The organism is Cypionkella aquatica (genome assembly GCF_030161095.1).
GTDB classification, from domain to species: domain Bacteria; phylum Pseudomonadota; class Alphaproteobacteria; order Rhodobacterales; family Rhodobacteraceae; genus Cypionkella; species Cypionkella aquatica.
In genome coordinates this window covers 1-12,062 of record NZ_BSPP01000003.1, presented here as the reverse complement: position 1 = coordinate 12,062, position 12,062 = coordinate 1, and the positions used below count along the sequence as shown (strand labels likewise).

General features: G+C 58.3%; 13 protein-coding genes and 1 tRNA gene. 6 read left to right on the top strand and 8 right to left on the bottom strand.

Annotated features, from left to right (window positions below; genetic code table 11):
* Positions 1-87: 87 nt before the first annotated feature.
* The 8 genes from QQJ98_RS02835 to QQJ98_RS02800 form a co-directional block, all read right to left on the bottom strand.
* Positions 88-1,338 (bottom strand): glycerate kinase type-2 family protein, encoded by a 1,251-nt coding sequence (locus QQJ98_RS02835; RefSeq protein WP_284323813.1) that lies wholly within the window; start codon positions 1,336-1,338, stop codon positions 88-90.
* A complete protein-coding gene (locus QQJ98_RS02830) occupies positions 1,335-1,646 on the bottom strand; it encodes a Dabb family protein (protein ID WP_284323812.1) in 312 nt (103 codons plus the stop codon). The genes QQJ98_RS02835 and QQJ98_RS02830 overlap by 4 nt, the downstream gene beginning before the upstream one ends.
* 133 nt (positions 1,647-1,779) lie before the next feature.
* A complete protein-coding gene (locus QQJ98_RS02825) occupies positions 1,780-2,631 on the bottom strand; it encodes a dipeptide ABC transporter ATP-binding protein (RefSeq protein ID WP_284323811.1) in 852 nt (283 codons plus the stop codon).
* Positions 2,628-3,482 (bottom strand): ABC transporter ATP-binding protein, encoded by an 855-nt coding sequence (locus QQJ98_RS02820; RefSeq protein WP_284323810.1) that lies wholly within the window; start codon positions 3,480-3,482, stop codon positions 2,628-2,630. The genes QQJ98_RS02825 and QQJ98_RS02820 overlap by 4 nt, the downstream gene beginning before the upstream one ends.
* Before the next feature lie 3 nt (positions 3,483-3,485).
* The gene (locus QQJ98_RS02815; protein WP_284323809.1) at positions 3,486-4,388 is read right to left on the bottom strand and encodes an ABC transporter permease subunit; all 903 of its coding nucleotides are present in this window, start codon (positions 4,386-4,388) and stop codon (positions 3,486-3,488) included.
* The gene (locus QQJ98_RS02810; RefSeq protein ID WP_284323808.1) at positions 4,385-5,392 is read right to left on the bottom strand and encodes an ABC transporter permease subunit; all 1,008 of its coding nucleotides are present in this window, start codon (positions 5,390-5,392) and stop codon (positions 4,385-4,387) included. Before QQJ98_RS02810 ends, QQJ98_RS02815 begins: the two co-directional genes overlap by 4 nt.
* Before the next feature lie 79 nt (positions 5,393-5,471).
* Positions 5,472-7,070 carry an ABC transporter substrate-binding protein gene (locus QQJ98_RS02805; protein ID WP_431307786.1) on the bottom strand — a complete coding sequence of 533 codons (1,599 nt, stop codon included), beginning with the start codon at positions 7,068-7,070 and terminating at the stop codon, positions 5,472-5,474.
* A 92-nt stretch (positions 7,071-7,162) separates the two neighbouring features.
* Positions 7,163-8,350 carry a M24 family metallopeptidase gene (locus QQJ98_RS02800; RefSeq protein ID WP_284323806.1) on the bottom strand — a complete coding sequence of 396 codons (1,188 nt, stop codon included), beginning with the start codon at positions 8,348-8,350 and terminating at the stop codon, positions 7,163-7,165.
* A gap of 198 nt (positions 8,351-8,548) precedes the next feature.
* Here QQJ98_RS02800 and QQJ98_RS02795 point away from each other — a divergent pair, with 198 nt between their 5' ends.
* The 6 genes from QQJ98_RS02795 (at position 8,549) to QQJ98_RS02770 (ending at position 11,701) form a co-directional block, all read left to right on the top strand.
* A complete protein-coding gene (locus tag QQJ98_RS02795) occupies positions 8,549-9,229 on the top strand; it encodes a GntR family transcriptional regulator (protein ID WP_284323805.1) in 681 nt (226 codons plus the stop codon).
* A 192-nt stretch (positions 9,230-9,421) separates the two neighbouring features.
* Positions 9,422-9,511, top strand: a tRNA-Ser gene (locus tag QQJ98_RS02790).
* A gap of 459 nt (positions 9,512-9,970) precedes the next feature.
* Positions 9,971-10,507, top strand: a complete 537-nt coding sequence (locus QQJ98_RS02785) for a hypothetical protein (RefSeq protein ID WP_284323804.1) — start codon at positions 9,971-9,973, stop codon at positions 10,505-10,507.
* The gene (locus QQJ98_RS02780) at positions 10,504-10,794 is read left to right on the top strand and encodes a hypothetical protein (RefSeq protein WP_284323803.1); all 291 of its coding nucleotides are present in this window, start codon (positions 10,504-10,506) and stop codon (positions 10,792-10,794) included. The genes QQJ98_RS02785 and QQJ98_RS02780 overlap by 4 nt, the downstream gene beginning before the upstream one ends.
* Before the next feature lies 1 nt (position 10,795).
* A complete protein-coding gene (locus QQJ98_RS02775) occupies positions 10,796-11,287 on the top strand; it encodes a hypothetical protein (protein WP_284323802.1) in 492 nt (163 codons plus the stop codon).
* 183 nt (positions 11,288-11,470) lie between these two features.
* Positions 11,471-11,701, top strand: a complete 231-nt coding sequence (locus QQJ98_RS02770; RefSeq protein ID WP_284323801.1) for a hypothetical protein — start codon at positions 11,471-11,473, stop codon at positions 11,699-11,701.
* The last annotated feature ends 361 nt before the right edge of the window (positions 11,702-12,062 follow it).

Below are 12,062 nucleotides of genomic sequence, written 5' to 3'. Positions count from 1 at the left end.
GCTAAATTCTTAACAAAACCTTAAAATCACCACCCTAAGATACTGATTAAAAACGATAAAATTTGGTCCCGAGTTGGGACCACAAATTCAGCGGATCAAAATGGCCCGGAAATCATTCACATTGGTCCCCGTCGGCCCCGGCGCGAACAAATCCCCCAAGACCTCAAACGCCGTATAGGCATCATTGCGCGCCAAAGCCGCCGCAGGGTCCATCCCCAGCCGCCGCAGCCGCGCCATGCTGGCACCATCCGCGAACGCCCCGGCATTGTTTTCCGACCCGTCGATCCCATCGGTATCGGCGGCAAGGGCGGCGAAATCGACACCCTCGGCAGCCAGCGCCAGCGCCAGCAGAAACTCCGAATTCCGCCCACCGCGACCTTTGCCGCGCAACGTTACCGTGGTCTCTCCACCCGACAAAATCACCACGGGCCGCGCGAAAGGCCGGTTCCTGCTGAACACCTCTCCGGCAATCGCGGCATGAACCCGCCCCACATCGCGCGCCTCGCCCTCGATCGCATCCGACAGGATCACCGCAGGCACCGCCGATGCCGCCGCCGCCGCTTCAAGGCTGATCCGGGCCGAGGCGATCACCCGCACCTCGTGCCCGGCAAACACCGGATCGGCAGGATCAGGCGCGCGGCCATCCTCCCCCGCAAGCCAAGCCGCGATCTTTTCTGGCAGATCAATCCGCCACGCCGCGACCATCGCCCGCGCATCCTCTCGGCTGACCGCATCCGGCACCGTCGGCCCCGACGCCACCTGTGCCGGATCATCACCCGGCACATCCGACACCACCAGCGACACCACCCGCGCCGGATGACACGCCGCCGCCAGCCGCCCGCCCTTGATCCCCGACACCTGCTTGCGGATCGCATTCATCACTGAAATAGGCGCGCCCGATGCCAGCAAGGCGCGGTTCAGCGCCGCCTCATCTTCCAGCGTCAGCCCGTCGGGCGGGCAGGGCAGCAGAGCAGAGCCGCCGCCGCAGATCAGCGCCACCACCAGATCATCCGCCGTCAATCCACGCACCGCCCCATACAACGCCACCGAGGCCGCCAATCCAGCCTGATCCGGCACCGGATGCGCGGCTTCCAGCACCTTGATCCGCTGGGTCTGGCAGCCGTAGCCGTAGCGTGTCACCACAACGCCCGACAGCGGGCCATCCCACAGCGTTTCAAATGCCGCCGCCAGCTGCGCCGCCCCCTTGCCCGCGCCGATCACCACCACCCGGCCTTTGGGCCGGGCCGGAAGATGCGCGCGCAGGGCCTGTGCTGGGTCCGCCGCCAGCACCGCCGCCTGAAACAGACCCGTCAGCAGGCTGCGATCTTGCGGGGTCATGGCAGCTCTACGTCAAACACATAAACCCCGTCTGCACCGCCTTCGCAGGCAGCGACAATCCGCGCGCCGATGGCTTGATGGGCGGGATGGATCACATAGGCATCGCGCACGGCGGCATCACGGAAATCAAACCAGAAGAGATCATCAAAGCCGCGCGACAGCGGCTCTATCGAGACATTGCGCCCGGCGTGAAATGCCACGATCCCGTCGATCACCGCACTTAGCCCGGCGAGATCGCTGTACAGGCTTTGTTTGAGCGGTTCGGTGATGCTGGCCTTCAGGCGCAACGCGACGATATGGCGGATCATGGTATCCCTTCCGCCCCGAGCCCGAGGCTGATGATCTGAAAGCTGGAGAGGCTTTTGTTAGACCATCAGACCCTGCAAAGCGCCCGCCTGCAAGGGGTTGCACAAGGGGCGCCCGAAACAGAATCCTGTGCCGCTAGGCCTCGGCGCGCGCCAGTTGTTTGCGCATGACCCTTGCGCGGATCGCGGCCACATCCGTCACCGGAGTCGCTGCGAACAGCTGCTTGGTGTAGGGGTGCTGTGGATCGGCAAACAAAGCCTCGCGACTGCCTTGCTCTACCGCGACGCCTTTGCTGAGCACCAGCACATCATCGGCGATATAGCGCACCACCGACAGATCGTGGCTGATGAACACATAGGTCAGATTGAACTCATCCTGCAGATCGGCAAGCAGGTTCAGCACTTGCGCCTGCACCGACAGATCGAGGGCAGAGACGGGTTCATCCAGCACCAACAACGCCGGGTTCAGCATCAGCGCGCGGGCGATGGCGATGCGTTGGCGTTGGCCGCCCGAGAACATATGCGGGTAGCGGTTGAAATGTTCGGGGGCGAGGCCGACTTTCGCCAGCATCGCCTCGGCACGCTCGCGGCGTTCGGCTGCGGGGATGGCGGTGTTGATCAGCAAAGGCTCCATCAGCACATCGCCGACCTTTTGGCGCGGATTGAGGCTGCCGTAGGGGTTCTGGAACACCATCTGCACCTTGGACCGCATTGCAGGCGTCAGGCGTTTGCGGCTGATGTTAACCTCTTGGCCATCCACCTTCAGCACGCCACCCGAGGGCGGATCTATCAGTGCAATGATCCGCGCCAGCGTCGATTTGCCAGAGCCACTTTCGCCGACGATCGCAAGGGTCTTGCCCTTTTCCACCGCGAAATCGACGCCCTTCACCGCTTGCACGGTTTTGCTGGCAGCAAACATGCCACCGCTGACATGGTAGTCTTGCGTCAGCGCGCGGCCCTCCACAACGATCTTCGCATCGGCAATCATAGCTTGGCCTCCGCTGCCATGAAATCGGCCACTGTGGGCAGACGGTCACCCTTGGCGTTTTCCGGCAAAGCCGAGAGCAGCGCGCGGGTATAAGAGTTTTGCGGGTTCTCAAACAGGCTGAGCACGTCGGCTTCTTCCATCTTGCGGCCCTTGTATTGCACGATCACCCGGTCGGCGGTTTCGGCGACAACGCCCATGTCATGCGTGATCAGGATCAGCGCCATGCCGTGTTTTTCCTGCAAATCCATCAACAGATCGAGGATCTGCTTCTGGATCGTCACATCCAGCGCGGTGGTGGGTTCGTCCGCGATCAGCAGGCGCGGATTGCTGGCAATCGCCATTGCGATCATCACGCGCTGGCACTGCCCGCCCGACATCTGATGCGGATAGGCGTTTAGCTTGGTTTCAGGTTCGGGGATGCCAACCGCGTTGAACAGCTCAATCGCGCGGGCGCGGGCGTCTTTGCGGTTCATGCCAAGGTTAAAGCGCAAAACTTCTTCGATCTGAAAGCCAACCGTGAAGGATGGGTTCAGTGACGAGACGGGCTCTTGAAAGATCATGGTGATCTCACGCCCGATCAGGCGACGACGCTCGGCAGTGCTTAGCTTGAGCAGATCGCGGCCATCATAGCTCATCTCATCGGCGGTGACGGTGGCGGTGTCGGCCAGAAGGCCCATGACTGCCAGCATCGACACCGATTTGCCGGAACCGCTTTCGCCGACAATCGCCAGCACCTCACGCGGGCTGACGGAAATATCGACGCCGTCAACGGCAGTGAATGTGCCTGTCGAGGTCGCAAAGCGCACGGTCAGGTTTTTGATGTTCAACAGTGGCCCGGTGTTATGCGCCATGGCTCAGCTCCGCTTCAGCTTGGGGTCAAGGGCATCACGCAAGCCGTCGCCCATCAGGTTGATCGCCAGCACGGAAATCAGGATCGCAAGGCCGGGCAAGGTGACAACCCACCATGCGCGCAGGATGAACTCGCGCGCTTCGGCCAGCATGGTGCCCCATTCCGAGGACGGTGGCTGCGCGCCCATGCCCAGGAAGCCCAAGGCGGCAGAATCGAGCACGGCGGACGAGAACGACAGCGTGGCCTGCACGATCAAGGGCGCAAGGCAGTTGGGCAGTATGGTCTTGAACATCAGCCGCATGGTGCCAGCCCCCGCGACACGCGCGGCGGTGACATATTCGCGCTGTTTCTCACCCATCACGGCGGCGCGGGTCAGGCGGGCGAAGTGCGGCTGATACACGATGGCAATGGCGATCATCGCATTGGTCAGCCCCGGCCCCAACACAGCCACCAGCACCAGGGCCAGCAGCAGGGATGGGAAGGCAAGGATCACGTCCATCACCCGCATGATCACGGTATCAACCCAACCGCCGAAGAAGCCCGCCAGCAGGCCCACGAAAATGCCACCGATCAGCGCGATGGCCACCACCACGACGCCGATGAACAACGAATATTGCGCGCCATAGATCAGCCGCGAGAGCATATCGCGGCCCACCGCATCGGTGCCGAGCAGGAAGCTGGTGCTGCCACCCTCTTGCCAGAAGGGTGGGACCAACAGCGCGTCGCGGTATTGTTGGGTGGGGTCATGCGGGGCGATGACTTGGGCGAAAACCGCCAGCAGCACAAGGCCGATGAACACCCACATGCCGACCACTGCACCGCGGTTCTGGCGGAAGTAAAACCAGAAATCGGCCAGCATCTGCTTGCGGATTGCGGCATCGCTGAGTTTGATTGTTGTATCGCTCATTTGTGGCGGATCCTTGGATTGATCAGGCCGTAAGTCAGATCGACCAGCAGATTAACGAGCATCACCAGCCCCGCAATCAGCAACAGCCCGCTTTGCACCACCGGGTAATCGCGGCGCGAGATGGAATCGATCATCCACTTGCCTATGCCCGGCCATGAGAAAATCGTCTCGGTCAGAATGGCACCTGCCATCAGCACGCCGATCTGCAAACCAATCGTGGTGATCACCGGGATCATCGCGTTGCGCAACGCGTGCACGCCGATGACGCGGCGCGGCGGCATGCCCTTGGCCCGCGCGGTGCGGACATAATCTTCGCCCATCACTTCCAGCATCGCGGATCGGGTTTGCCGGGCGATCACGGCCAAGGGGATGGTGGCCAGCACCACGGACGGCAGGATCAGATGCGATATGGCAGAAGTGAACGCGCCCTTTTGCCCCGAGATCAGGCTGTCAATCAGCATGAATCCGGTCACATCGGGGAAGAAATACATCAGGCTGATGCGGCCAGACACCGGGGTCCAGCCGAGGATGCCGGAAAAGAAGATGATCAGCAGCAGGCCCCACCAGAAGATCGGCATCGAAAAGCCGACCAAGGCGGCGGTCATTGAGACCTGATCAAACCACGAGCCGCGCTTGATTGCCGCCAGCACGCCCACCGGCACGCCGATCAATGTGGCAATCAGAATAGCGACCAGACCCAATTCAACCGTCGCCGGGAACAGGGTCAGGAATTCAGCCATCACCGGCTTTTTGGTCACCAGCGAGTTGCCCAGATCACCTTGGAACAGCCGACCCAGAAAATCGAAATATTGCACCCAGATCGGGCGGTCAAAGCCAAGCTGCTCGGACAGTATCGCGTGACGCTCGGGCGAGATGCCGCGTTCGCCTGCCATCAGCAGCACCGGATCACCGGGCAGGATGCGGACAAAACCAAAGGCGATGATGGTGATGCCCATAAAGGTCGGCACCAGATACAGCAGCTTGCTGAAAATGAATCTGAACATGGGGGTTCCTTGGGCCAAGCCTTTGGCCAAATGTCGAATGTGCGAGGGCTGCCCCCCGCACATTCGGTTTCATACGCGCTTATTCAGCCAGATCAACGGTGTCAAAGGTGAAATCGCCCAGCGGGCTCATCACGAAACCAGTGACGTTCTTGGCCATCGGCACATATTGCGTCGAATGGTCCAAGGTTGCCCAAGGTGCCTGATCCTTGAAGATCACTTGCGCGTCTTCATAAAGCTTGGTGCGCTCTGCCACGTCTGCGGTCTGTTTGGCTTTTGCCAGCAGCGCCGAGAACTCTTCATTGCACCAGAACGCGCGGTTTGCACCACCCGGCTGGGCCGAAGCGCAAGACAGTAGCACGCCCATGAAGTTATCCGGATCACCATTGTCCCCGGTCCAACCCAAGATCACCGCGCCGTCACGACCCGGCTCCATCGACTTGTCCAGATATTCGCCCCATTCGTAGGAAACGATCTCTACCTTGACGCCGACTTTGGCGAAGTCTTCCTGCATCAGTTCTGCCGCGCGCTTGGCGTTCGGCATGTAGGGGCGCTGCACCGGCATCGCCCAGATCTTCATCGACAGATCCTTGACGCCTTCAGCTTCCAAAGCGGCTTTGGCCGCGACCGGATCGTAAACGTCATCCACGATAGCGTCGTTATACGACCACATGGTCGGCGGGATCGGGTTTTTGGCGACTTGGCCTGCACCTTGGAACACCGCGTCGATGATGGCTTGCTTGTTCAGCGCCATGTTCAAAGCTTTGCGGACCTTGGGGTTGTCGAACGGCGCTTGGGTGGTGTTGTAGGCAAGGTAGCCGACGTTCAGGCCAGCTTGCTCGTCCATTTTCAGGTTCGTATCTTCCTTGATCGCGGCGATATCGGCCGGGGCAGGGTAGGGCATCAACTGACATTCGCCAGCTTTCAGCTTTTGCAGGCGCACAGCCGCATCCGGGGTGATTGCGAACACCAGATCGTCGATCAGCGGCGCTGTGCCCCAGTAATCGGCGTTCTTTGCGTAACGGATCACAGCGTCTTTTTGGTAAGCCACGAATTTGAACGGGCCAGTGCCGATCGGCGCGTTGTTCAGGTCTTCCTTGGTGCCAGCTTTGTCCAGCACATCCGCATATTCTGCCGACAAGATGGATGCGAACGGCATCGCGATGTTCGCCATGAACGGTGCTTCGGGGCGGGTCAGCACAAATTTCACGGTGTAATCGTCAACCTTGACGATGTCCTTGATCAAGGACGGCATTTCCATAGAGTTGTAATACTCGTAGGTGATGCCCGCGATATACTGGTTCCACGGGTGATCGGCGGACGCTTGGCGCTGGTAGCTGAAGATCACGTCATCGGCGTTGAAATCACGCGATGGGGTGAATTTGTCGTTCGATTGCCATTTCACGCCCTGACGCAGCTTGAACGTGTATTCCAGACCATCAGCCGAGATTTCCCACGATTCAGCCAGCGCAGGCTCGACCTCGGTGGTGCCTTTTTTGAATTCAACCAGACGGTTGTAGATTGGATGCGCCGAGGCATCAAAGGTGCCGCCAGCGGTGTAGGGTGCCGGATCAAAGCCCTCGGGCGATGCTTCCGAGCAGTAGACGAAGGTTTTTGCAAGGGCGGGCATGGCGGTGGTCATCGCCAGTGCGGATGCCGCAATAAGGATACGGGTCAGCATTTTCATGTCTTGGTCCTTTCACTCTCTGTTAAGCACTTATCCAGCCTGTTCAGGCGGGCCGGTTTTCGTTGCAGGCGCGGATGGGTTGCGCCTTAGGTCGTGGGGTCTGCGAACGGATCATCCAACCGTTCGGCGGGCGGCACAAACCAGCGCGGGCCGGTTTGTGTCATGTAAACAATATCTTCCAGCCGCACGCCACATTCGCCGTAAACGCAAAGCATAGGCTCGATAGAAAAGCACATGCCTGCGGCAAGCGGGGTCTGGTTGCCGCCGACAATGTAGGGGGCTTCGTGGATATCAAGGCCAAGGCCATGCCCGGTGCGATGCGGCAGGCCCGGAACCTGATAATCGGGGCCAAAGCCTGCAGCCGTGAACACAGTCCGTGCTGCCTCATCAACCGCGCCACAAGGGGTGCCGATTTGTGCAGCTGCAAAGGCAGCGCTTTGCGCCTGACGCTCTAATTCCCACAGCTGACGCTGGCGCGGGGTGGCGGTGCCGAAGACATAAGTGCGGGTGATGTCAGATGCATAGCCGTGCAAGGTGCCGCCCATATCGAACAGCACCATATCGCCGTATTGCAAGATTTGGGGGTCGGGCACGCCGTGCGGATAGGCAGTGGCCCCACCAAATTGCGCGGCGGCAAACAGCGGCTTTAGGCCCAAAGCCACATGCGCGGCGAGGATGAAATTGGTGACTTCGGTGGTCGAGATTCCGGCGCGCAGCCCGGCATAGACCGCCTTTTGCACAGCAAAACTGGCATCCATCGCAGTTTGCATCAGCGCCAGTTCCGCCGCCGATTTGCACTGCCGCTGCGCTTCAATCATCGCCTGCGCCGAGGTCACGGGGCCTGCCACCTGCGCCATCAGCGCTGATGCAAACACAAACGGCGTCGCTGGGTCCAGCGCAAGCCCCGCGCCCGGGGCCACCAGCGCCGCCACTTGCATAGCAATCAGCGCATAGGGGTTCTCATGCTCTTCCCAAGCCGCAACATTGCCTTCAACCCGCAGCATGCTGCGCAGCTTTGGCACCTCAAACTGCGGTGAAATGTAAATCAGCGCGCCTGCAGCTGGCACCAACGCGCCGTGAATCCGTTCTGACAGCCCCAGCCGCAGCCCAGTGTAGTAGGTCTGTGCGGTTGATGCATCCAGCCAGACCGCTTTGACGCCGTCACGCAGCATACGCGCCTGCAATTCGGAAATTCGCGCCTGTAACTCTGCCACCGCGATCGGCTGCGCCACAACGGGGCGAAAGGCGGCAAGGGCGGTCGCAAAATCGGTCATCAACGGTCCATTTTTTGTCTGCGACATGCGGAGGAGAAATGGCAATCACGCGCCAAAAGCGCGCGCAAAGCTGGCACGCCAAGCTCCCCACTGACGCGCTTTTTAGCTAACCCGGATTGGATCCGATATACAATGTGATTCTTCTTCCATTTTGCCGCACCTTGCGTAAAGCAGTATTCAGAGGATCGGGGGGCAAGCATGGCACTAAAGGGCGTGGACGTATCCAAGACAGTCTCGGCAGGCGGGCTGGTCTTTGAATCGCTGCGCCGCGCCATTATTGAGGGCGAGTTGAAAGACGGGGACCCGTTGCGCCAAGACGAAATCGCGCGGCTGTTTCACACCAGCCGGATCCCTGTGCGCGAGGCGATCACCATGCTGGAACAACAGGGGCTGGTGAAAAACCATCGCTTCAAAGGCGCGGTGGTGGTCGGGCTTTCGCTTGCCGAGGCCAGTGAGATTTTCGACTTTCGCTGCATCATTGACGCGCATGTGATCCGCGCCGCCGTGCCGCATATGACGCCCGCCCTGATCGCCGAGGCGCGGGCGATTTATGAGGAATTCTCCAGCTCTGACGATCCGATGCGCTGGGGTGATTTGAACCGCGCCTTTCATCTGACACTGTATCGTGCCAGCAATCTGCCGTTTCATCTTGCCACACTCAGCAATGCGATGGACCGTCTGGACCGCTATGTGCGCGCGCAACTGGTGCTGAGCGAAGGCCACACCCGCGCGAATATCGAACATCTTGAAATCCTGGAAGCCTGCGCGCGGGGCGACGCAGCTGCCGCCGCCGATCTGACCGTCACCCACATCCGCGGCGCGCAACATGCGCTGATTGTGCATCTGGCCCGGATCAAGGCAGGTTTTGGTAGCGCGTAATCCGATGATGCGGCACCGATTCTTGAAAAGCGCGCCGTCGAAAAGCGTAGATATTTGCAAAGCTTAGGGCTTGAAAAGCAACGCCATCCGCCTTTGACGCAGCTTGCGCTTGAATTCCCAGCAAACAATGGTATCAGCCCCCCACGGATCAATGAAGACGCGACTCCGGTTGTGTATCAAAGCTCCGGGCAGGGAAGTGTGGCCGAGTGGTTTAAGGCTCTAGTCTTGAAAACTAGCGTGCGGGGAACCGTACCGTGGGTTCGAATCCCACCGCTTCCGCCAACACTCAAGCCATTGATATTTCTCACAAATCCAACATTTCGAATCAGCTCATTGGACACGCTATTGGACCCACGCTGACGCGTGGAGTATCAAGCAGACATTCTAACCGGTCTGATCTGTTGATGTACGACTCGTCCACAGGCTACTTGATACGGCGGGGCCGTTCACATCACCACAGCGACACGACTGCCGGACCCTTCACTTCACGGGCTCCTAACGTCAAAACTTGGTGCCTTCTTGGTTTATGACGGGGGCGCGTTAGCGCCTCCCCGCTTAAGACAAGACGACTATAAGGCCCCGGCGTAAATGCTCGGGGCCTTTTTGTTTTGTGGCGGGGGCGCGTTAGCGCGCCTCAATCTGACTTTAATTCTCGAATCGCTTAATTGAACCGTTATGCGCGGATTTTTGACAAAATCCGAATTGTCAAGTATAAATTCGTTAAGTTAAAAGGAAATCTACATGCCAGTTTTTATCAGTCAGGCGTCAGCCTCAGAGGTCTTGGGCCTAAACCCCACGACAGTGGGTCAGTCAATGAGCTGCTCGCCCCATTTCACCAAAAACCGACACCCGCACTATTACCTAGTTGAGGTTCTGAAGTGGACGGACAGGAAAGCACGTCCAAAACTTGCGGAACTTGTCAAGGTATCAGATCACAATTCAGACCTTTACGTCGGTAAAGACGGGCTGATGGTCGCGCGCAGTTTTGAAGCCTTCCTGCATGTGGATCCCAAAGCGCAAGCGCGGTCTAAAAAAATGCAAGCCAAATTTATGAATACTTTGGCGACAATTCCGGGTGGCGACGCCTTCTATATATATGGGGAGGCCCTACGCAGTAAGGTCCTGCTGGCGTCAGGAATTACGGAATTTGTACTTACGGGGGAAGAATCAAATCTCCCCCATAATTGGCCAAAGTTTATCGAGGGGTTCTGCCTGATCAATGGCGGACTCGATCCGCGCGAGTTGGAAGAGTTTTGGACTGAGGCAGCAGCGGCATGAATACCTTTCTAACCGCAATTCGCCGCCTAGTCCTTTCCAGCACCCCCGCAATGCGCGCCGTATATAATCGCGCAAATGGGAGCAACATCAAAATCGAAGAGATTCTGAATTCTGAACCTCTTTTGACTCAAATCTTTCAGGCTTCCACTCGATTGAAAATGTCAGACGTGGAGCGACTCGTGGCGCAATTGCGCAAGGCCGATCCAGACCAGAATACAAAAGCGACGTATGATCACATTCAAACGATTTTGCTGGTCGAATATGCAAGCAATAAAGGAATCCGTTAACATGGAAAATGAATACCCCGAGTTTCAACGACTCGTAAATGACTCCCCGTTTCTCTCCGAGAAATGGGCCGCGATGGTCGAGCGTGTCCAAGACGACGCGATGAAGCATTACGGCGTCCAGATCAGCGAGTCTGACGTCTTCCAGCTATCAGAAGCGCGCCTAGGCACGTTCGGGGGCGCGTTTGATCAAGCCGCGTATGAGAAAGAATTCATGGAGTTGAAGGCTTTCCGCGAGGTGCAAAACCTACGGCGCGTTCAAGCGGGCGATGTGGTCGCACAGGCGGAAGCGGTCCTAAAAGTCGAAGAAATCCACCCCCACAAGCGTGCCGAGCGCATGGCGATGGCCCGCAAGCTTGGCGTGGCCAGCGTTGGAGGCGGCACCAAAGAACACCCGCTGGCGGATATGGGCAAAAAGCAGCAGCTTGAAATTCTTTTGACTCTGCCATTGGCCGCGAGAATTGCGGAAGCGCGCAAAGTCGGCATAATGGAGTAAAAAATGGAACTCAATCTAGAACAGATCGCATCAATTATGCAGATTCTTGGAGACCTCAGCCCAAAATCTGGGCAGCAAATTGGCCCAGAAGCATTTCGGTTTGATTCAGATCGGGGGCCGGATATTACAGTGATCTTGCATCTAGACGCCCCCCACGTCCGTCCGTTGCCGGGGTTTTGAAAAGTGGATGAATCAATTGAATGGACCGACAGCGACACCGCAGTATTGATTGAGTATAAACCTAAATCCAAACCGAAAGAAAAACCCGTCAAAGATGATTTGGCGCGAGACGCCGCATATGTGAGGAAATTGCAGCGCCGAATTTTTCGTGGGGAAATGTGCGCGATTCCACTGCTGGACAAACTGCGTGATAAAATGGCAGCGAAGGCAATTCAATGCGGGAACAGAGACTAGTCGAAACTGACGAAGACTTTCAGAATCTAATCCGTCTTATCAAGGCCTCAGGTCAATATGTGATTGACCTATTCAGCCGCGAACTTGGCCCGGATGCGCTCCGTGTTTGTCGTCTGAATGATATGGCTGTTAATCGTAAGCAATGGGAGAAGATTTTGCGAGTGATGGTGCCACCGCCACCGATCCGAGACGCAAAGCGCTGGACGGCTATAGAGGCCGGGAACACCCTGAGATGGGCAGAGTGGCAGTCTCAGGCTCACAAGATTCAACAGGTGCCAGAATGAATCAGAATCTCCCTGTTTGAATAGCCCCTAGATTTGTAGACGCCTTGCTTGGTAATTTTGGAAGCAAGGAGGACGAG